Raw genomic sequence first — 19,595 nt, 5'->3', positions numbered from 1 at the left:
CACCAAGCGAACATAAAGAGACGAGCCGGGTCTATAACCGCTTACCGTCTTCAGGAGTCAGCCATGCAGCGTTTCGCCCTTTCCGCCCTTCTCGTCAGTCTGCTGTTGCCGACCGCACAGGCCGCTTCCTTAAAAGGCTATGAGCTGACCCAGACGCTGGAAAAAGTGGCGCGCGAAAGCAGTGTTGGTACACCACGCGCCATCAATGAAGACATTCTCGACCGCGGCTACACCGTCGAAGGCAACGAGTTGATCAATCACCTCAGCGTCCGCCCTGGGCACGCCGCACAGATGCGTGACAACGCCGACAGTGTGCGCGCGCAATTGACCAACAGCGTGTGCAGCAACCCGGGCTTTCGCAAGCTACTGGTCGATGGTGCGGTCCTGCGTTATGAGTTCAGCGACATCGAGAACAATCGCCCGGTTACCACCGAACGGTTTGGCAAAGCCGATTGCCGGCTGTAAGCCAGCCGCGTGGCAAGACGCAACGAGGCGCGTCGGGCAACGGGCGCGTTTTGAGGTAAAGGAGAAGCGCAATGGATGATCACGCGAACGCCCATCTTTCCCGTCACCCTCACAGCACCAGCACACACCTGGCGGACAGCCTCGACGAACTGGCCGCCCAAATCACCCCCGCTGACAGCCCCAACCTCGCGCTGTACCGGGAAATGCTCGCGACCGTAGCGCGCATGGCTCAGGCAGACCGCAACCGCTGGGACGCCAAGATCATGTTGCAAACATTGCGCGAGATGGAGCGGGCCTTCAGCGTACTGGATCGCTTCAGGCACCGACGCAAGGTCACCGTATTCGGCTCGGCGCGCACCCAGCCTGGGCATCCGGTTTATGCGCTGGCGCGGGACCTGGGTGCTACCCTGGCCCGCTATGACCTTATGGCCATTACCGGGGCTGGCGGCGGCATCATGGCCGCGGTACATGAGGGTGCGGGCCTGGACCATAGCCTAGGCTTCAACATCACCCTGCCCTTCGAGCAATCGGCCAACGCAACCATGCAAGGCAGCGACAATCTGCTGTCGTTTCACTTCTTCTTTCTACGCAAGCTGTTCTTCGTTAAGGAAGCCGATGCGCTGGTGCTCTGCCCAGGCGGTTTTGGCACGCTGGATGAAGCCTTGGAAGTCATCACGCTGATCCAGACCGGCAAAAGCCCACTGGTACCGGTGATACTGCTCGACGAGCCTGACGGCACGTTCTGGCAGGGGCTGCTCGACTACATCCAGCAGAACCTCGACAGCAATGGCTATATCCTGGCCAGTGACATGAACCTGCTGCATCTGGTGCACGGCGCCGAAGAAGCTGCCGAGGAAATCGCCCGTTTCTATGCCAACTTCCATTCCAGCCGCTGGATGAAGGATCGATTCGTCATTCGCATGCGGCACGCGCTGACAAATGAAGCACTGAGCGAATTGAACCAGCGCTTCAGTGATCTCTGCAAAACGGGTGACATTCAGCAATTGAGCAGCAGTGAGGAGCCGGAAGCAGCCGAGCTGAGCGACTTGCCAAGACTGGTCTTCGCGTTCACAGGCCGTAGCGCGGGGCGATTGCGCGAGCTGCTCGACCTGATCAATCTGCCGCAACACTGGCAGGCCTGAGCGGATAATCATGTAAAGGGGATATGGCGCTGCTCAGTTAACAGCACCAGGCTTTTTTGCGCAGCGACCGAGCAAAGGTGAAACACATTGCGAAGTGCTGAAGAGAAGCGTCAGTCGTCCATCAGCGAACCGCGTAGCAACTGACCGACCAGATCCATCGGGTAGCCGCGGTAAACCAGAAAGCGCATTTGTTTGCCCCGTTCGCGGGCATCGGACGGTAACTGCCCAGCAAACTTGCGTTGCCAGGTTTCCTGCAAGCCATTGCGCCAGTCGATACCGCTGTCGCGCAATGCCTGTTCAATATCGGCGCGGGCCAGGCCACGCTGGGACAGGTCATCCCGGATACGCTGCGGGCCAAAGCCCGAGCGTGCCCGATAACCGATGAAGCTTTCCAGATAACGTGCTTCGGACAGCAGCCCTTCTTCACTCAAGCGATCAAGGGCAACCTCGATATGCTCGTCGCTGGCGCCGCGCTGGCGCAGTTTGCGCGCCAGCTCGACACGACCATGCTCACGGCGCGCCAACAAATCCATTGCGGTGTGGCGCACCGCCTGCAGGTTATCCAGAATTACCGGCATGGCTTAACGATCAGATATCGGCTTCGGCGCCTGCTTCAGCAGCCGAGTTGGCTTTGACCGTAGGGCTGACAACGAGGAGCTTCTCGCGGATCATGCCCTCGATAGCGCGGCCCACTTCCGGGTTGTCTTCCAGGTACTTGGCCGCATTGGCCTTGCCCTGACCGATCTTGTTGCCTTGGTAGCTATACCAGGCGCCAGCTTTTTCAACAAAGCCGTGCTGCACACCCAGATCGATGATCTCGCCGTTACGGTAGATGCCCTTGCCGTAAAGAATCTGGAACTCGGCCTGGCGGAACGGCGGCGCCACTTTGTTTTTCACGACCTTGACGCGGGTTTCGCTACCGACCACCTCGTCGCCTTCTTTCACTGCGCCGGTACGACGAATGTCGAGACGAACCGAAGCGTAGAACTTCAGGGCGTTACCACCGGTGGTGGTTTCCGGGCTGCCGAACATCACGCCGATCTTCATGCGGATCTGGTTGATGAAAATCACCAGGCAGTTGGCGTTCTTGATGTTGCCGGTAATCTTGCGCAATGCCTGAGACATCAAACGCGCCTGCAGGCCGACGTGCATGTCGCCCATCTCACCCTCGATTTCCGCCTTGGGCACCAGGGCCGCAACGGAGTCGACGATGATCACGTCGATGGCGTTGGAGCGCACCAGCATGTCGGTGATTTCCAGCGCTTGCTCGCCGGTGTCCGGCTGGGAAACCAGCAGGTCGTCGACGTTGACACCGAGCTTGCCAGCGTAGTCTGGATCCAGTGCGTGCTCGGCATCGACGAACGCGCAGGTGGCGCCCATACGCTGCGCTTCGGCGATGACCGAAAGGGTCAGCGTGGTTTTACCCGAAGATTCCGGACCGTAGATCTCGACGATACGGCCTTTCGGCAGACCGCCAATACCCAGCGCAATGTCCAGGCCCAGCGAGCCGGTGGAAATAGCGGGGATCGCCTGGCGATCGTGATCGCCCATGCGCATGACCGCGCCCTTGCCGAATTGCTTTTCGATCTGGCCCAGTGCAGCCGACAAAGCGCGCTTCTTATTCTCGTCCATTACATTCCTCACGTGATCAGAAGGGCCTGACGGCCAATAACTGTATAAGTAGACAGTATTATTCCACAGGGTTCCTCACTCGCCTACCCCGCTGATGGATTTTCTTGCTCCAGCAGTCGCAATAGCCCGCTCAAGGCAGCCGCCACGGTCTGCGCACGTACGTCATCACGCGAGCCGGGAAACTGGAAACGCCTGCTGAACAGCTGCTTCCCATCGCCCCAGGCGATCCATACCGTGCCGACCGGTTTGTCTGCGCTGCCGCCTCCGGGTCCTGCTACACCGCTAACCGCAGTGGCGTAACGCGCCTCACTTTGTGCCTGGGCGCCACGCACCATGGCTTCCACCACGTCACGGCTGACTGCCCCCACCGTTGCAAAAAGCCCTTCCGGCACGCCCAGCTGGCGGCTTTTCTGCTGATTGGAATAGGTAACGAAACCCGCTTCGAACCAAGCCGAGCTACCGGCGATACGGGTAATGGCTTCGGCGATACCGCCTCCCGTGCAGGATTCGGCGGTGGTGACCTGAGCGCCCGACGCCGACAGCATTTCACCAAGACGGGCAGCCAGTTGGGTTAGAGATGGAAATTCGGCGTTCATGACGTGCTCCCCTTGGGTTCGAAGAATGACAGCCTACATTGGTCCCGCACCAGCGCAGGCCCGATGACTCAGCGTATTGCAGGCATCAGTTTCGTTAAGGTGTAAAAAAGCCGCAAAACATCGAGTTTCGCGGCTTCGGATGAAACCTTCGTAGGCTGCGCAGAAACTCTTCAATAGAAAGGCAGCGCGTTCGCCTGAATCAGTTTCGTTGACCCAGCGCCTTCTCGATCTTGCGGTCGGTGTTGTACTGGCTCACGGCATACACGGCCCATATCGTCGCCGGCAGCCAGCCAATCAGGGTTATCTGAAGAATCAGGCAGATGATTCCTGCAATCGGTCGACCAATGGTGAAAAACGTCAACCACGGCAGAATCAGGGCAATCAGCAAGCGCATATCGGCGGTTCCTTTACGAGTCAGAGATGGTTCTCCATGAGCGCGATATTTTCGGCGATGCTCACTGTGCATTGCAAACACCGCTGCAGCCTTCATGGCTCAGCCATGGTCCCTGACGCCGCCGATGAAGCGCCCTCCTTCCATAGAAGGAATCAGTGAGCCGAGCAATGCTGCACTGCGTAATTGATCGGCACTGCGGGGTTAAAGGCGGTGGGGTCGATACCGTACACTAGGCGCTTTTGCTATTCAGCCGGACACTCGACACGATGAGCCAAAGCGACCTCAGTTCCCACACGCCGATGATGCAGCAATATTGGAGGCTGAAGAATCAGCACCCCGATCAGCTGATGTTCTATCGCATGGGCGATTTCTACGAAATCTTCTACGAGGACGCCAAAAAGGCCGCGAAGCTGCTCGACATCACCCTGACCGCCCGCGGCCAGTCCGCTGGCCAGGCCATCCCGATGTGCGGCATTCCCTACCATGCTGCCGAAGGCTACCTGGCCAAACTGGTCAAGCTGGGCGAGTCGGTGGTCATCTGCGAGCAGATCGGCGACCCGGCCACCAGTAAAGGGCCGGTGGAACGTCAGGTGGTGCGCATCATCACGCCGGGCACGGTCAGCGACGAAGCGCTGTTGGATGAGCATCGCGACAATCTGCTGGCCGCCGTACTGGGCGACGAGCGCCTGTTCGGCCTTGCCGTGCTGGATATCACCAGCGGCCGCTTCAGTGTGATGGAGATCGCCGGCTGGGAAAACCTGCTGGCCGAGCTCGAGCGCCTGAACCCTGCCGAGCTGCTGATCCCCGATGACTGGCCTCAGGGCCTGCCGGCAGAAAAGCGCCGCGGTTCACGACGCCGCGCACCCTGGGATTTCGAGCGCGATACCGCCCTCAAGAGCCTTTGCCAGCAGTTTGGCACTCAGGACCTTAAAGGCTTTGGTTGCGAAACGCTGACCCTGGCCATCGGTGCTGCCGGCTGCCTGCTGGCCTATGCCAAAGAAACCCAGCGCACCGCCCTGCCGCACCTGCGCAGCCTGCGCCACGAACGCATTGACGACACGGTGATTCTCGACGGTGCCAGCCGCCGCAACCTGGAACTGGACGTCAACCTGGCGGGCGGGCGCGACAACACCCTGCAGTCGGTGGTCGATCGCAGCCAGACCGCGATGGGCAGCCGCCTGCTCGGCCGCTGGCTGAACCGTCCGCTGCGTGACCGCGCGGTGCTCGAGGCGCGCCAGGAATCGATTGCCTGCCTGCTGGATCGCTACCGTTTCGAGAACCTGCAACCGCAGCTCAAGGAGATCGGCGACCTGGAGCGTATCCTCGCCCGTATCGGCCTGCGCAACGCCCGTCCGCGTGACCTGGCGCGTTTGCGTGATGCCCTCGCCGCCCTGCCCACCTTGCAAGGCGCAATGGCCGAACTGGAATCACCGCACCTGGCCGGTCTGGCGCGCACGGTGAGCACGTATCCGGAACTTGCCGCACTGCTGGCCAAAGCCATCATCGACAACCCACCCGCGGTGATTCGCGATGGCGGCGTGCTGAAAACCGGCTACGACGCCGAGTTGGACGAGCTGCAGTCGCTGAGCGAGAACGCCGGCCAGTATCTGATGGATCTGGAAACACGCGAGAAAGCCCGCACCGGCCTGGCCAACCTCAAGGTCGGCTACAACCGCGTGCACGGCTATTTCATCGAGCTGCCCAGTAAACAGGCCGAATCGGCGCCGGCTGACTATATCCGTCGCCAGACGCTCAAAGGTGCCGAACGCTTCATCACTCCCGAGCTCAAAGAATTCGAAGACAAGGCACTGTCGGCCAAGAGTCGTGCGCTGGCGCGGGAAAAGCAGCTGTATGACGCGCTGCTGGAGGAGTTGATCGGTCACCTCGGCCCCCTGCAGGACAGTGCGGCTGCCCTGGCCGAGCTGGACGTGCTGAGTAACCTGGCCGAGCGCGCCTTGAGCCTGGACCTGAATCGCCCGCGTTTCGTCGACGAGCCGTGCATGCTGATCGAGCAAGGCCGCCACCCGGTGGTGGAGCAGGTGCTGACCACGCCGTTCGTCGCCAACGACCTGAAACTTGACGACGCCACGCGCATGTTGATCATCACCGGCCCGAACATGGGCGGTAAGTCGACCTATATGCGCCAGACCGCGCTGATCGTGCTGCTTGCCCACATCGGTAGTTTCGTACCCGCGGCGCGCTGCGAGCTGTCGATGGTTGATCGCATCTTCACCCGTATCGGCTCAAGTGATGACCTGGCGGGCGGCCGCTCGACTTTCATGGTGGAGATGAGCGAGACCGCCAACATCCTGCACAACGCCAGCGAGCGCAGCCTGGTGTTGATGGATGAAGTCGGCCGCGGAACCAGCACATTCGACGGCCTGTCGCTGGCCTGGGCCGCTGCCGAGCAGTTAGCCAACCTACGCGCCTACACGCTGTTCGCTACCCATTACTTCGAGCTGACGGTATTGCCGGAAAGCCAGCCAGTGGTCGCCAACGTGCACCTCAACGCCACCGAGCACAACGAACGCATCGTCTTCCTGCACCATGTATTGCCGGGCCCGGCGAGCCAGAGTTACGGCCTGGCAGTGGCGCAGCTGGCAGGCGTACCTGATACGGTAATTTTGCGGGCTCGCGAGCATCTGGCACGGCTGGAAACCACCAGCCTACCCCACGATTTGCCACCACAAGGACAGACTTTGCCTGCTGCGCCGATGCAAAGCGATCTGTTTGCCAGCTTGCCGCACCCGGTGCTGGAAGAGCTGCAAAAGGTGAATCCAGATGATCTCAGCCCCCGTAAAGCACTCGAACTGTTATATGCATGGAAGGCGCGAGTCTAACGCCAGAGCAAACAAGCTGTTAGAATCCCGCGCGCTCCGGGAGCGCTGCAGCCTTAGCCTGGCCTGACAGCCCAACGCCCGAGCCTGAGAGTCGCTGAACCGAACAGCGGCTCGCTGCCGTAGCCCGAGGAGAAAATTAGAAATGACCTTCGTCGTCACCGACAACTGCATCAAGTGCAAGTACACCGACTGCGTGGAAGTCTGTCCGGTGGACTGCTTCTACGAAGGCCCGAACTTCCTGGTGATCCATCCGGATGAATGCATCGACTGCGCGCTCTGCGAGCCGGAGTGCCCAGCGCAGGCGATTTTCTCCGAAGACGAGATACCGGATGGCATGCAGGAATACATCGAGCTGAACGCCGAGCTGGCGGAAATCTGGCCGAACATCACCGAGCGTAAAGAAGCGCTGGCTGATGCTGAAGAGTGGGATGGTGTGAAAGACAAGCTGCAGCATCTGGAGCGCTAAGCTCAGGGGCTGAACGGCACCGACCGTTACTAAAATGCCGCACCCGAAAGGGTTGCGGCATTTTTTATGGCGCAGCTGAATGCAGATGTACTGGCTGCAGCGGGCCTTGACTGAATGCTGTTGCACCAGGCGTCGCCTCGTGGCGATGGCTCAGGTACTTTTCTGCAGGCAAAAAAAGGGGCGGTTTTACCCGCCCACTCTTTTGTCCCTATTCCCTGATACTCCCAACTCATCATCCTGATGAATCGCGTCCCGCGATGTCCTGGCCGTATTCCTTAACAACCTGTGCTTGTCCGTAAGCACGGTTGAGATAGTAACGCCCAGCGTATTAATCACAACGACAGGTACAACGGGCCGACGACTGCCTCACCGCTTGCCGTCTAAAATAATATCTATACATTTCATCTACTTAAAAATTCATTACAGCTATACGCCAGTTTCCAAGCGGCAATTCGCCATTAATGCTTACAGTCTCTGTAAGCAAATGCTCACAGGCGAATGGATAAAAGGCGAGGTACCGCAGGCGCGCCCATTCACGTAAGAGAGTGGGCTGACAGTCAGGAGAAATCAGGCCGACGTGGCGAGCGGATGGAAGCTGAAGTAATGGCGCAGCGCTTCAACCATCTCAAGGTAATCAAGCGGAGGGGCGAGGAGAGAAAAACCGGAGTCGAAGCTACCTGGCGTGACGTCTTCTCGGCACCACAAACAAGTGGCACTGAAGTCGATGTAGCGCACGGCTTCCGTTCCCGGAATTTTCAGGCGCATGTCGAAGCAGCCACCCACTAGCACCGGTAACTGACTGATCAACATCAGGCCATCCAGCGAGACATTTCCCAGATAGCCTATTGGCTTGTCAGTGAAGGCATTGAAAACGTTGAGATAATACGGCAGCTGGTGCCGTTCTATATGGCGATTGGCATTCATAATGGCGAAGCGCTATGAGTTTCCGGTGAGTATGGCGTCAGCCTTTGCAACTGACCAGCCTCATTTGCACCGCTCAGACAACTGGCTGCGCAGCTGCTCGCGGCCTGCATCGAGCTCCTCATCGCTGTAATAGCGGCGCTTTCCGTTGGCGGTCGGCTGGTAATAGCGCCGCCCCTCGGGAATGGATGCCAGACGACTGCGCAGCTCAGTGCACGCCTTCACCTCCTCCGCCTGTTGCTGGCGTCGCGCCTGAGCGGCCTGGGCCTGCTCTTCACGACGGGCCTGGAAGAAGCGCTGACTGCTTTGCTCACGCTCCTGGGTAGCTGAATCGCGTTCAATCACCTGCGGGCGAATGTCGACGACCTGGGCATCAGCCGCCTGTGGCCGCTGCCCATAGTGCACCTGCCCATGTTCATCTACCCAGCGATAGACCTCGGCAAACGCCAAAGTGGGCAGCAGCAAGAGACCAATCCAGACACGCATCGCGACAGTCCTTTCGCTCATCCAAGGCCGTCAAAGCGCTCCAGCAGGCGATACCTTGGCGGGCTCCGGCAAGCCATGATGGCCGAGCTGACGCAGGGTTTCCAGCCTGGCGCGGGCGCGAAATGCGTACTCGCTGGTGGGATAACGGCCAATGATGAACAAATAGGTCTGCGCCGCATCGATGTAGAGGTTCTGACGCTCCAGGCATTGGCCGCGCAGCAGGGAGATTTCCGGTTGGATGTAGCTGCGCGATCGGCTCGAACGCTCGGCCTGGGACAGGTAGAGCAGCGCGTCCTCGCAGTCACCCAGGTCATAGGCTTGATAGGCCTTGTTGAGATGATGATCGAGTGACATGCGGGTGCACCCGCCAACGACCAGCACACAGCACAGCAGCAACAGAATACGCATGGGTTTTCTCCTTCAGTGAGCAGCGTATCGGCGCAGCCTGAAAAAACTGAACAGCCAAGCTCATGCTGATTACGAACACCGGTTCGACAGGACCAGCCGTGGGCAATCCAGCATGCGCTCAGTGCTGCGCTGCTTTATGTGAGGCCATGGCGATCAAGCACGCCGAGCGATTGGTCGTGAATCAGGATAACCACACTGCTCTGGCCCACGCTGCCGGGCTGACGAGACGGAGTCTTCTGGTCCCAACACGCTGTGCGGCTAGTGCAAAAGCAGCAAACGATATGCCAGACACAGGCGCCTTCCCCCGCGGGCGCAGGGGCAGTCTGTACATCGGCCACACGGCTGTAAGCCTGCTCGAAATGCTGAGCTGCGATACGCCTGTGATCAAGTTGGCAGGCGAAAAGTAGTGCAGAGGAACAATGACTACAACACGGCGGCGTAGTAGCCTCGCGGTCTGCTTCAACTTAGGAGTCCGCGCATGACCGCTCGCCGCACCAAAATCGTCGCCACCCTCGGCCCAGCCAGCAATTCCCCGGAAATGCTGGAACAACTGATTCTTGCAGGGCTCGACGTTGCCCGCCTGAACTTCTCCCATGGCTCGCCAGAAGACCACAAGGCACGTGCCAAGCTGGTTCGTGACATCGCTGCCAAGCACGGTCGACACGTGGCGCTGCTGGGTGACCTGCAGGGGCCGAAGATCCGTATCGCAAAATTCGCCAACAAGCGTATCGAGCTGAAGGTCGGTGATCGTTTCACCTTCTCTACCAGCCATCCGCTGACTGACGGCAACCAGGACATCGTGGGTATCGATTACCCGGACCTGGTCAAGGATTGCGGCGTGGGTGACGAGCTGCTGCTCGACGATGGCCGTGTGGTCATGCGCGTGGAAACCACCACTGCCGACACCCTCAATTGCGTGGTGCTGATCGGCGGCCCGCTGTCCGACCACAAAGGCATCAACCGCCGTGGCGGCGGCCTGACTGCGCCGGCACTGACCGAGAAAGACAAGGCCGACATCAAGCTCGCGGCAGAAATGGACCTGGACTACCTGGCCGTTTCCTTCCCGCGTGATGCGGCGGACATGGAATATGCCCGCCAGCTGCGTGACGAGTCCGGCGGCAAGGCCTGGCTGGTCGCCAAGATCGAACGCGCCGAAGCCGTTGCCGATGACGAAACCCTCGACGGTTTGATCAAGGCCAGCGACGTGGTGATGGTGGCCCGTGGTGATCTGGGTGTGGAAATCGGCGATGCCGAGCTGGTGGGTATTCAGAAGAAGATCATTCTGCACGCCCGCCGCCACAACAAGGCGGTGATCGTCGCGACCCAGATGATGGAGTCGATGATCCAGAATCCGATGCCGACCCGTGCCGAAGTGTCCGACGTGGCCAACGCCGTGCTCGACTACACCGACGCGGTCATGCTCTCGGCAGAAAGCGCCGCTGGCGCCTATCCGCTGGAAGCGGTGCAAGCCATGGCGCGCATTTGCCTGGGCGCCGAACGTCACCCGACCGGCAAGAGCTCCAGCCACCGTATCGGCAAGACCTTCGAGCGTTGCGACGAAAGCATCGCCCTGGCGGCCATGTATACGGCCAACCACTTCCCCGGCGTGAAGGCGATCATCGCGCTGACCGAAAGTGGCTACACGCCGCTGATCATGTCGCGCATCCGCTCCTCGGTGCCGATCTACTCGTTCTCCCCGCACCGCGACACCCAGGCTCGTTCGGCAATGTTCCGTGGCGTGTACACCATCCCGTTCGATCCGGCGGCGCTGCCACCGGGCGAAGTCAGCCAGGCGGCGGTGGACGAGTTGCTCAAGCGCGGCCTCGTGCAGCAAGGCGACTGGGTCATCCTTACCAAGGGCGACAGCTACCACACCATCGGTGGCACCAACGGCATGAAGATCCTGCATGTCGGTGACGCGCTGGTCTAAGCACCCGCCGCTCAAGCAAAAGGCCCGCGTTGATCGCGGGCCTTTTCGTTTGCATCGCGCGTCAGGCGTGAGGCAGAAACAGGTCGGTGAACAACTGGCTGCGCGGCAGGCCGGCGAGGTACAGCCGCTTGGCGACGGTTTCGATGGTTTCAGGGCGACCACATAGCAAGGCGGTTGTCTGCCGCGAGGCAGGCCGCAGGGTCGCCAGGAAATCCAGCAAGGCGGCAGCCTCGATCAATTCGAGCTGGACCTGTGGATGAGAGTGGGCCAACTCGGCCAAGCTATTGGCCAGGTAATGCTCGTCACTCGATCGCGCCACGTGCATGACTCGAATCGGCGCCTGATGCCCCTGACGCAACGCTTCACGCAATACCGCATACAGCGGAGCCAACCCCGTACCGGCGCCGAGCAACCACAACGGGCAGGCCTGCCAGTCCGGGTCGTAACGCAGCGCGCCGCCACTCAGTGCTCCCAGGCGCAACGACTCGCCTACCTTGAACTGCCGAGCGGCATCGCTGAACACGCCTTTTTGCCGGCAATCGATGTGGAATTCGAGAAACGCGTCCTCCGCAGGCAAACTGGCCAGCGAATAAGGCCGGGCGATGCCGCCATCAGTCCACAGCAGCAGGTGCTGGCCCGCCTGGTAGCGTAAGGGTTGCTGCGCCAGTAAGCGCAGGCGTAGTACGTGATCACTGAGCCAGTCGCACGCCTGGATGTCTGCCCGTATTCCATCCGTCGCCGGGTCGAAGACCTCCACCTGCAAGTCCCCTACCACTCGGCATTGGCAGGCCAGACGCCACCCTTGCTGCCGCCGACTTTCATCCAGCGCCTCAGGCTTGCCATCCAGCGGCTCGCCCGCCAGGCAACGCAGCAGACACGCCTGGCAACTGCCGGCGCGGCAGCTGTAAGGCACCGCGATGCCTGCGCCTAAAAGCGCATCGAGCAGGTTGCTGCCCGTTTCCACCATTATCCGCCGATCACCGACTTGCAGCTCAGGCATCCGCCTGTTCCCAGGTCGCGATACAGCGGTTGCGCCCGGTGCGCTTGGCTCGGTACAGCGCCTGATCAGCGCGCTGCAGCGCTTCATCGAGATCATCGTGCATGGACACCAGGGTCATTCCCACCGAAAGACTGAGGTTCTGCACTTTAACACCCGCGAGCTCGGTCTCACCGAAGGCCAGGCGCACCCGCTCACAGCAGGCCATAAAGGCATCCGCGTCGGTATTCGGCACCATCAGCACAAACTCCTCGCCGCCATAGCGGGCAATGATGTCGCCCTCGCGCAAGCATGCACTGGCGATGCCGGCGAACGCTTGTAGCACGCGGTCGCCTACGGCATGACCATGCTTGTCGTTGATGCCTTTGAAATGGTCAAGATCGATCAGCGCGAGGCCGTGGCTGCGTTTGGCTGTCAGCCCTTCCAGCTCGCGGGCGGCGATGCGCAGGAAGTGCCGGCGGTTGTACAGCCCGGTGAGCTCGTCGGTCGCCGCAAGGTCTTCCAGCTGGCGCATCATTCCGCGCAAGGTTTCCTGATGAGCCTGCAACGCGAGGCGCCGCTGACGCATACGCTGGCGCATGCTCTGCATGTAAGACGCGAACAGGCTCAGCCAGAACAGTACCAACCCCAGCGAACACACCTGCAACGTCGCAATGCCAGGATCACTCATGCTAAAAACATAGGCATCGTAGAGATTGATGGCGACGAAGCCGAAGAAGGCCAGCGCGGTGCAGCGGAAGAACACCCGCGGCGGCAGCTGGAACATGCCGAACAGCAAGGTCAGGGGATAGATCACCAAGAAGCTGCCGCGCCCCTTGTCGAGCATGGCGATCAAGATGGTCAGCAGCCCCAGGCCAACCAATACCTGGGCCTCGGTAAGGCTGGGATCGCCAAGGCGCAGGTTGCGACCCGAGACGAACAGACCGAGAAATGCCAGCTGACTGACCACGGTAATGCAGAGCAAAACCAATACCGCGGAAGCGGAGACCGCGAACAGTTCCTGGTAAAGCGCAACGGCTGCCAGGGCTGCAATCATGAAGTAGGTGGCGACAGCCATCCCGAAGCGTTTAAGCAACAGGCTCTGCAAGGTCTTCTGGGTCACCCGGCGATTGCTGGAGGTCATGGGCTCCATCCCATAGTGGCAACTAGCCGTCACTGTACTCGCGCCTCGAACAATTGCCTAGCGGGCGTTTATTCGCCCGATACAACACCCGATCAGCGACCTGAGGCCTTCACTGTACGGGTGTCCGGTGTGCAAGCCCCGCGGTATAATGCCGCGCCTTTTCGACGGCCCCGGCCAGGTTCCGGTGCCCCATGAAGTTCCTGCCCTATAAAGGAGCGCCCCGCATGACCGTGATCAAACAGGACGATATGATCCAGAGCGTCGCCGACGCCCTGCAGTTCATTTCTTATTACCATCCCGTCGACTTCATTCAGGCCATGCACGAGGCTTACCTGAAGGAAGAGTCGCCTGCCGCCCGCGATTCCATGGCACAGATTCTGATCAACTCGCGCATGTGCGCCACCGGCCACCGCCCGATCTGCCAAGACACCGGCATCGTCACCGTGTTCGTCCGTGTGGGTATGGATGTGCGCTGGGACGGCGCCACCATGGGCGTCGACGACATGATCAACGAAGGCGTACGTCGCGCCTACAATCTGCCGGAAAACGTCCTGCGCGCCTCGATCCTCGCCGACCCGGCCGGTGCGCGTAAAAACACCAAGGACAACACCCCGGCGGTGATCCACTACTCCATCGTCCCCGGTAACAAGGTCGAGGTCGATGTCGCAGCCAAAGGCGGCGGTTCCGAGAACAAGTCGAAAATGGCCATGCTCAACCCGTCCGACTCGATCGTTGACTGGGTGCTCAAGACCGTGCCGACCATGGGCGCTGGCTGGTGCCCGCCGGGCATGCTCGGCATCGGCATCGGCGGCACCGCCGAGAAAGCTGCGGTGATGGCCAAGGAAGTGTTGATGGAATCCATCGACATCCACGAGCTGAAAAAGCGCGGCCCACAGAACCGTATCGAAGAGATGCGCCTGGAGCTGTTCGAGAAGGTCAACCAACTGGGCATCGGCGCCCAGGGTCTGGGTGGCCTGACCACCGTGCTCGACGTGAAGATCATGGATTACCCGACTCATGCCGCATCCCTGCCGGTGTGCATGATCCCCAACTGCGCCGCTACCCGCCACGCCCACTTCGTGCTCGACGGCAGCGGCCCGGCCGAATTGGAAGCGCCGGACCTCTCCGCCTACCCGGAAATCGTCTGGGAAGCCGGCCCGTCGGCGCGTCGTGTCAACCTCGACACCCTGACCCCGGAAGACGTGCAGAGCTGGAAGCCGGGCGAGACCATCCTGCTTAACGGCAAGATGCTCACCGGCCGCGACGCCGCACACAAGCGCATGGTCGAGATGCTCAACAAGGGTGAAGAACTGCCGGTCGACCTGAAAGGCCGCTTCATCTATTACGTCGGCCCGGTCGACCCGATCGGCGACGAAGTGGTTGGCCCAGCCGGCCCGACCACCGCCACGCGGATGGACAAGTTCACCCGTCAGATCCTCGAGCAGACCGGCCTGCTGGGCATGATCGGTAAATCCGAGCGCGGCCCGACCGCCATCGAAGCGATCAAGGACAACAAGGCCGTGTACCTGATGGCCGTCGGCGGCGCCGCCTACCTGGTGGCTCAGGCGATCAAGAAGTCCAAGGTCCTGGCGTTCGCCGAACTGGGCATGGAAGCAATCTACGAGTTCGACGTGAAGGACATGCCGGTCACCGTTGCCGTCGACAGCAACGGCGAATCCGTCCATATCACCGGTCCTGCCATTTGGCAGAAAAAGATCAGTGAAAGCCTGGCGGTGGAAGTGCAGTAAGCACCGCGCAGCAGTAACCAGAAGCCCGGCCTAGTGCCGGGCTTTTACGTTTTGGCGCGTTCGATCCTATCGCGTAGCAGCGTTCCCCTGCGGGACAGATTGCAGCCGTACCGCACCATCGCGGTACGGCCACCATTCGCCGCGGGGTCGCGGCTCCTACAGGGGATAGCGGCATCACCACCGCTCGCGTAGGAGCGCCGCCCTCGGCGCGAACGATTGCAGCCGTACCGCAACATCGCGTCACGACCACCATTCGCCGGCTACCTGGCTCTCGGGGAATGAGCGGGTTCAGAACTCCAGGGTGCTGGACAACTGCACCTGGCGGGGATCACCGATGGAGACGTTGAGGCTGTTCACCGAAGAGCTGTAGTAGGTCTTGTCGAACAGATTCTTTACGTTGAGCTGCAGCTTGAGCTTGTTTTCGCCCAGGCGCGTGTCGTAGCTGGCGAAGGCATCGGCCACCGTGTAGGAAGGCAGGGTGAAGGTATTGCCGGCGTCCCCTTCTCGCTCGCCAACGTAACGAGCACCGGCGCCCGCGCGCAAGCGGTCAGCGCCGAACAGCGTGCCAAAATCGTACACTGCGGAGAGTGAGCCTGCCTGGCGGGCGACGTTCTGCAACCCGTTGCCCTTGAGGTCCGGGTCTTTGGTCACCTTGGCATCGGTCAGCGCGAAGGTGCCGATCAGGCTGAGGCGGTCGGTCAGTTGTCCGGTAACGTCCAGTTCCACGCCGCGAGAACGCACTTCACCGGCTCCGGTCGCGAAGGTTTCAGCGCCAATGGTTTGGGTCACCAGCACGTTTTCCTTAACGATGTCGAACAGCGCCAGGGTGCCGGTAATGCGCCCCGGCATATCCAGCTTGGCGCCGAGCTCCCAGGACGTACCCTCTTCCGATGGCACGCCATTGATCGTCGCGCCGCTGCTCAACGGGGCGATGGTCGAGTTGGGCTTGAACGACTCGGTGTAGCCGCCGTACAGCGACAACTCGTCGCTGAGCTTGTACACCAGCCCAACGCGCGGCACCCAGACCTGGCCATCAATATCTGTGTTCTTGGTGAACGGTCGGCCGCGCCCGGCAAGCTGGTCATACAGCTGATAGCGCGCACCTGCCACGAAGATCCACTGTTCATTGAGGTGAATCGAATCCTGGATGAAAGCCGATTGCGTCACGACGCGGTCGGTCTGGTCGCTGTCGCTGGCAACCACCGTGGTGGGCACCGGATCAAGCCCGTAAACCGGCTGGTTGTAGTCGAGCCGGCGCGTGGTGGTCTGCCGGATCAGGTCTTCGCGGTAGAACTTGCGGTACTCGTGATCCACACCCATCAACAGGTCGTGCTGCATACCGCCAAACGCCACCTTGCCGTCCAGATCGAAGGTCGCGAAATGCGAGGTACTGACCGCGCCCCGGGTTCCATCCAGGCGGCGCCCAACGGTACCGTTATTGGTGTTCACGCTGGTTACCCGCGCCTGATAGTCATCGTAGGTGTCGCGGTTATAGCTGTAGGCGAAGTGCGCCTTCCACTCCTCGCTGAGCTGATGAGACAGGTCGAAGATGCTCAGATTGGAACGGCCTTCGGTAACGTTGTAGGGCTCATCCAGGCGGCGCTCGCTGGGAATATTCAACGGTTTACCATTGACGAACAGCGTGCCACGGTCGAAGGGCACCGAGTACTCGCGGTACTCGTGGCTGAGGGTCACCGTGGTGTCTTCGCCGTACCAGGCCAGGGACGGCGCAAAGGTCTTGTCGCGGTTATTACCAAAGCTGCGCCAGTAGTCGGCGTCGTCGTAATCGGCGACCAACCGATAGGCCAGGCCGGAATCGCCCAGTGGGCCGGTGAGGTCGAGGGTGCCACCACTGCCGTTCTTGCCATGGCCGAAAGTCGAAGCCCGGGCAGTAATGGCGCGGTAGCTTTCCAACTGCGGTTTCTTGCTGACCACGTTGATCACGCCGCCCGGATCGAGAATGCCGTAGAGCATCGACGAGGGGCCCTTGAGCACTTCGACGCGCTCGGCGGTGGCGGTGAAATTGCGGCCCTGAATGGTGCGCATGCCGTCACGGAGGATGGAGCCGTCGCGGTTATCACCAAAGCCACGCTTCATCACCGCATCCAGTGTGCTGCCCAGGGTATTAGATTGGGTGATACCACTGACGTTGGCCAGGGCGTCGTCGAGGTTCTGCGGCTGCTGATCCTGCAGCGCCTGTGCCGGTACCACGGCGACGGCCTGGGGAATCTCCAAAAGCGGCGTATCGCTGCGCGTCAGGGAGGTAGTTTCCGGCGGCTGGTAGCTGTAGCTCGGGGCGCGCTGCGACTGGATGTTCACGGCGCCCAGGTTGACCGCACCCTCGGTGCGCAATACCTGCAGCGTCACGGTGCCGGCGTTAGGCTGGCGGTAGCTAAAGCCGGAGCCGGCCAGCAATCGGGCCAGCGCCTGCTCGGCAGTCATGCGCCCATTCAGTGCGGGCGCCTGCATGCGGTATGGCGCTTCATCGGTGTACACCACATTGATGCCGGTGGCCCGGCTGAAGGCATCCAGCGCCTGCGGCAGGGCCTGCGCCGGGATGGCGAACGCGTAGGTCGCGGCCTGGTCGGTCGCAGCCTGAGCCAGGGCTGGCTGCACCAGCGGCAGGCTCGTGGTACTGAGCAGCACTGCCAGGCTCAGGCGTTTCCAGAAGGCATCCTGCCGGCGCGTCGTGCGATCATTCATCGTGGTTTCAACCCCAGCTGTAGTGGCTCTCATCTGCGAACTTCTCGCATTTCAAGCACTACACGAACGCCAGAGGGATTTACCTCAGCGAACTGGCGAAATATTTTCAACGCAGGATGACCAGTCGCCCCAGAACACGGTGTTGTTCGAAACCGACCACGCTCTGCAGCACATCGAGAATCGCCAGCGGGTCGTGACTGGCGAAGCTGCCGCTGACTCGCCGCTCACGCAGCTCATCATTGAGCAGCAGAATGCGGCCCGGGTAGTGGCGACGCAGTTCATCCAGCACCTCGCCCAACGGCGCGCGATAAAAACTCAAGCGGCCATCACGCCACGCCGTCAGCGCCTCGGCGTCGACACTGCGCAGGTTGGCGCTGGCGCCATCGGCAAAGCTCAGCTGCTGATCAGCGGCCAACACCCGTGGCGCCTCCAGCGGCCCGCCGCGCACGGCGACCCGACCCTGCAACACCGAAACCCGGGCGCCTTGATTGATGCGGCGGACTTCGAAACGGGTGCCGAGTACGCGTGCCTCGCCACCGGCAACCGCCACGGTGAAGGGAATTTCTCCTGGCACTACGCTGAAATACGCCGCGCCACGGCGCAGCTCGACATGCCGCTCGCCTGCACCGTAATCGACGGCGATGGCGCTGTCGCCATCCAGCACCACGGTGGAGCCGTCGTCCAGCGTCACGCTGCGCACCTGCCCGGGCGCTGACACCACATCTGCGCCCAGGTCGTCGGCCCAGCGCAGTGGCTGCCAACCGCCGCCCCACACTACGATCAGCAGGCAGGCGGCCATCGCCAGTGCGGCGGACCAGTAGGGGCGTTTACTCGCCGGCGGATGCAAGTACCGCTGCAAAGCGACAGCCTCTTCCTGGGCCAGGCGCTGAGCAGTCGGGCGGCTGAGGTGCCAGAGCGACTGCATGCGCACGAACGTGTCGACATGCTCGGGCGCCGCGGCCAACCACTGTTCGAAGGCCATCTGCACCTTGTCGCCTGGCTGCCCCTGCAAACGGCCGAGCCACAGCCAGGCGTCCTGCTCGAGGGTCGACAGTGACCCCTCCTGACGAGGTGGCTCGTGGCTCATGGGGCGACGTTTCCGTGTGAGGGGCCGGCCGGCGTGTCGATAACGCTGGCCTTGCAGGCTTCCAGGGCGCGCATCATATGTTTTTCCACCGCACTCTGGGAAAGCGCCATGCTGCGGGCTATCTGCCCGTAGGTTTGCCCGTGGATGCGGTTGAGCAGGAAGATGTGCCGGGTTCGCTCGGGCAGTGCCCGCAGTGCCGCATCAACGCGGCGCAGATCGCTGCTCGCCTCCAACCCCGCGTCTGGCGAGGCGCTCCGCTCACCGCACTGCTCGGCATGCAAGCCGGCCTCATGGCGATTGCGGGCACCCTCGCTGCGCAAGTGGTCGATTGCCAGGTTGTGGGCGCTGCGAATCAGGTAACTGCCGAGATCCTCGAGGGGTGCACTTGGCCGGCGCCAGAAACGCAGAAACAGCTCCTGAATCAGATCCGCAGCGGTCGCCCGACAACCGACGCGCCGGCGCAGCACCGCTTCCATTTGCTCACGCCGGGCCAGAAAAGTGCGCAAAAAGGCGTCGCGCTGCACCGGCTCCGTTGCGGACGGGTCGGGCTGGCGAGGCTCGGGCGAAGACGGGAGATCGACCATCGGGGTGAATTGCTCGTGACGATGCGCCAGACGCCTGGCCGCAAGCAGCGAATGATAATGCTTATCAAACAAA

The 19,595-nt window shown here is 61.3% G+C and carries 18 protein-coding genes; 6 read left to right on the top strand and 12 right to left on the bottom strand.

Annotated elements, in window-relative coordinates; genetic code table 11:
* Positions 1–63 precede the first annotated feature (63 nt).
* Both BLS60_RS01775 and BLS60_RS01770 read left to right on the top strand, forming a co-directional pair.
* The gene (locus BLS60_RS01775) at positions 64–465 is read left to right on the top strand and encodes a quorum-sensing-regulated virulence factor family protein (protein WP_070883863.1); all 402 of its coding nucleotides are present in this window, start codon (positions 64–66) and stop codon (positions 463–465) included.
* A 71-nt stretch (positions 466–536) separates the two neighbouring features.
* Positions 537–1,607, top strand: a complete 1,071-nt coding sequence (locus BLS60_RS01770; protein WP_092363960.1) for an LOG family protein — start codon at positions 537–539, stop codon at positions 1,605–1,607.
* Positions 1,608–1,717: 110 nt separating this feature from the next.
* Here the strand turns inward: BLS60_RS01770 and recX are convergent, their stop codons facing one another.
* The 4 genes from recX to BLS60_RS01750 all read right to left on the bottom strand — a co-directional run bounded on the left by recX (position 1,718) and on the right by BLS60_RS01750 (position 4,229).
* Positions 1,718–2,185: a recombination regulator RecX gene (recX, locus tag BLS60_RS01765; RefSeq protein WP_092363957.1), complete on the bottom strand. Its 468-nt coding sequence runs from the start codon at positions 2,183–2,185 to the stop codon at positions 1,718–1,720.
* A gap of 10 nt (positions 2,186–2,195) precedes the next feature.
* Positions 2,196–3,239 carry a recombinase RecA gene (gene recA, locus BLS60_RS01760; protein ID WP_070883866.1) on the bottom strand — a complete coding sequence of 348 codons (1,044 nt, stop codon included), beginning with the start codon at positions 3,237–3,239 and terminating at the stop codon, positions 2,196–2,198.
* An 83-nt stretch (positions 3,240–3,322) separates the two neighbouring features.
* On the bottom strand, positions 3,323–3,835 hold the full coding sequence (locus BLS60_RS01755; RefSeq protein WP_092363954.1) for a CinA family protein: 513 nt from the start codon (positions 3,833–3,835) through the stop codon (positions 3,323–3,325).
* A 199-nt stretch (positions 3,836–4,034) separates the two neighbouring features.
* Positions 4,035–4,229: a YqaE/Pmp3 family membrane protein gene (locus tag BLS60_RS01750; protein WP_070883868.1), complete on the bottom strand. Its 195-nt coding sequence runs from the start codon at positions 4,227–4,229 to the stop codon at positions 4,035–4,037.
* 266 nt (positions 4,230–4,495) lie between these two features.
* On the opposite strand from BLS60_RS01750, the gene mutS reads away from it, so the two are divergent.
* Positions 4,496–7,069: a DNA mismatch repair protein MutS gene (mutS, locus tag BLS60_RS01745; RefSeq protein WP_092363951.1), complete on the top strand. Its 2,574-nt coding sequence runs from the start codon at positions 4,496–4,498 to the stop codon at positions 7,067–7,069.
* Positions 7,070–7,211: 142 nt separating this feature from the next.
* A complete protein-coding gene (gene fdxA, locus BLS60_RS01740) occupies positions 7,212–7,535 on the top strand; it encodes a ferredoxin FdxA (RefSeq protein ID WP_070883870.1) in 324 nt (107 codons plus the stop codon).
* A 567-nt stretch (positions 7,536–8,102) separates the two neighbouring features.
* Here the strand turns inward: fdxA and BLS60_RS01735 are convergent.
* From BLS60_RS01735 to BLS60_RS01725, 3 genes are read right to left on the bottom strand one after another with little or no spacing between them, the layout of a single operon-like run.
* A complete protein-coding gene (locus tag BLS60_RS01735) occupies positions 8,103–8,459 on the bottom strand; it encodes a PilZ domain-containing protein (protein WP_070881433.1) in 357 nt (118 codons plus the stop codon).
* A gap of 60 nt (positions 8,460–8,519) precedes the next feature.
* Complete coding sequence (locus BLS60_RS01730; protein ID WP_092363949.1) at positions 8,520–8,942, bottom strand: DUF4124 domain-containing protein; 423 nt, start codon at positions 8,940–8,942, stop codon at positions 8,520–8,522.
* 30 nt (positions 8,943–8,972) lie between these two features.
* Positions 8,973–9,350 (bottom strand): tetratricopeptide repeat protein, encoded by a 378-nt coding sequence (locus BLS60_RS01725; protein WP_070881431.1) that lies wholly within the window; start codon positions 9,348–9,350, stop codon positions 8,973–8,975.
* Between the two features lie 478 nt (positions 9,351–9,828).
* On the opposite strand from BLS60_RS01725, the gene pyk reads away from it, so the two are divergent.
* Positions 9,829–11,280 (top strand): pyruvate kinase, encoded by a 1,452-nt coding sequence (gene pyk, locus BLS60_RS01720; protein WP_070881430.1) that lies wholly within the window; start codon positions 9,829–9,831, stop codon positions 11,278–11,280.
* Positions 11,281–11,341: 61 nt separating this feature from the next.
* Here the strand turns inward: pyk and BLS60_RS01715 are convergent, their stop codons facing one another.
* Positions 11,342–12,280, bottom strand: coding sequence for an iron-sulfur-binding ferredoxin reductase (locus BLS60_RS01715; RefSeq protein WP_092363946.1), 939 nt, complete (start codon positions 12,278–12,280; stop codon positions 11,342–11,344).
* Positions 12,273–13,400, bottom strand: a complete 1,128-nt coding sequence (locus tag BLS60_RS01710) for a GGDEF domain-containing protein (protein WP_092363943.1) — start codon at positions 13,398–13,400, stop codon at positions 12,273–12,275. The genes BLS60_RS01715 and BLS60_RS01710 overlap by 8 nt, the downstream gene beginning before the upstream one ends.
* A 224-nt stretch (positions 13,401–13,624) precedes the next feature.
* Here BLS60_RS01710 and BLS60_RS01705 point away from each other — a divergent pair, with 224 nt between their 5' ends.
* Positions 13,625–15,148, top strand: coding sequence for a fumarate hydratase (locus BLS60_RS01705; protein WP_070881427.1), 1,524 nt, complete (start codon positions 13,625–13,627; stop codon positions 15,146–15,148).
* 288 nt (positions 15,149–15,436) lie between these two features.
* Here the strand turns inward: BLS60_RS01705 and BLS60_RS01700 are convergent, their stop codons facing one another.
* The 3 genes from BLS60_RS01700 to BLS60_RS01690 form a co-directional block, all read right to left on the bottom strand.
* Positions 15,437–17,851 carry a TonB-dependent siderophore receptor gene (locus tag BLS60_RS01700; RefSeq protein WP_092363940.1) on the bottom strand — a complete coding sequence of 805 codons (2,415 nt, stop codon included), beginning with the start codon at positions 17,849–17,851 and terminating at the stop codon, positions 15,437–15,439.
* 106 nt (positions 17,852–17,957) lie between these two features.
* Positions 17,958–18,938 carry a FecR family protein gene (locus BLS60_RS01695; RefSeq protein WP_092363937.1) on the bottom strand — a complete coding sequence of 327 codons (981 nt, stop codon included), beginning with the start codon at positions 18,936–18,938 and terminating at the stop codon, positions 17,958–17,960.
* Positions 18,935–19,522: an RNA polymerase sigma factor gene (locus tag BLS60_RS01690; protein ID WP_070881461.1), complete on the bottom strand. Its 588-nt coding sequence runs from the start codon at positions 19,520–19,522 to the stop codon at positions 18,935–18,937. The genes BLS60_RS01695 and BLS60_RS01690 overlap by 4 nt, the downstream gene beginning before the upstream one ends.
* Positions 19,523–19,595 lie beyond the last annotated feature (73 nt).

The organism is Phytopseudomonas seleniipraecipitans, from assembly GCF_900102335.1.
GTDB lineage: Bacteria > Pseudomonadota > Gammaproteobacteria > Pseudomonadales > Pseudomonadaceae > Aquipseudomonas > Aquipseudomonas seleniipraecipitans.
Note: the sequence above shows the minus strand (reverse complement) of the source record. Positions and strands in the feature narration are given on the sequence as shown.

What these genes read in the sequence shown, in the direction of transcription:
- BLS60_RS01775 (WP_070883863.1), top strand. Translation starts at nt 64, where the DNA reads ATGCAGCGTTTCGCCCTTTCCGCCCTTCTCGTCAGTCTGCTGTTGCCG.
- BLS60_RS01770 (WP_092363960.1), top strand. Translation starts at nt 537, where the DNA reads ATGGATGATCACGCGAACGCCCATCTTTCCCGTCACCCTCACAGCACC.
- recX (WP_092363957.1), bottom strand. Translation starts at nt 2,185, where the DNA reads ATGCCGGTAATTCTGGATAACCTGCAGGCGGTGCGCCACACCGCAATG.
- recA (WP_070883866.1), bottom strand. Translation starts at nt 3,239, where the DNA reads ATGGACGAGAATAAGAAGCGCGCTTTGTCGGCTGCACTGGGCCAGATC.
- BLS60_RS01755 (WP_092363954.1), bottom strand. Translation starts at nt 3,835, where the DNA reads ATGAACGCCGAATTTCCATCTCTAACCCAACTGGCTGCCCGTCTTGGT.
- BLS60_RS01750 (WP_070883868.1), bottom strand. Translation starts at nt 4,229, where the DNA reads ATGCGCTTGCTGATTGCCCTGATTCTGCCGTGGTTGACGTTTTTCACC.
- mutS (WP_092363951.1), top strand. Translation starts at nt 4,496, where the DNA reads ATGAGCCAAAGCGACCTCAGTTCCCACACGCCGATGATGCAGCAATAT.
- fdxA (WP_070883870.1), top strand. Translation starts at nt 7,212, where the DNA reads ATGACCTTCGTCGTCACCGACAACTGCATCAAGTGCAAGTACACCGAC.
- BLS60_RS01735 (WP_070881433.1), bottom strand. Translation starts at nt 8,459, where the DNA reads ATGAATGCCAATCGCCATATAGAACGGCACCAGCTGCCGTATTATCTC.
- BLS60_RS01730 (WP_092363949.1), bottom strand. Translation starts at nt 8,942, where the DNA reads ATGCGTGTCTGGATTGGTCTCTTGCTGCTGCCCACTTTGGCGTTTGCC.
- BLS60_RS01725 (WP_070881431.1), bottom strand. Translation starts at nt 9,350, where the DNA reads ATGCGTATTCTGTTGCTGCTGTGCTGTGTGCTGGTCGTTGGCGGGTGC.
- pyk (WP_070881430.1), top strand. Translation starts at nt 9,829, where the DNA reads ATGACCGCTCGCCGCACCAAAATCGTCGCCACCCTCGGCCCAGCCAGC.
- BLS60_RS01715 (WP_092363946.1), bottom strand. Translation starts at nt 12,280, where the DNA reads ATGCCTGAGCTGCAAGTCGGTGATCGGCGGATAATGGTGGAAACGGGC.
- BLS60_RS01710 (WP_092363943.1), bottom strand. Translation starts at nt 13,400, where the DNA reads ATGACCTCCAGCAATCGCCGGGTGACCCAGAAGACCTTGCAGAGCCTG.
- BLS60_RS01705 (WP_070881427.1), top strand. Translation starts at nt 13,625, where the DNA reads ATGACCGTGATCAAACAGGACGATATGATCCAGAGCGTCGCCGACGCC.
- BLS60_RS01700 (WP_092363940.1), bottom strand. Translation starts at nt 17,851, where the DNA reads ATGAATGATCGCACGACGCGCCGGCAGGATGCCTTCTGGAAACGCCTG.
- BLS60_RS01695 (WP_092363937.1), bottom strand. Translation starts at nt 18,938, where the DNA reads ATGAGCCACGAGCCACCTCGTCAGGAGGGGTCACTGTCGACCCTCGAG.
- BLS60_RS01690 (WP_070881461.1), bottom strand. Translation starts at nt 19,522, where the DNA reads ATGGTCGATCTCCCGTCTTCGCCCGAGCCTCGCCAGCCCGACCCGTCC.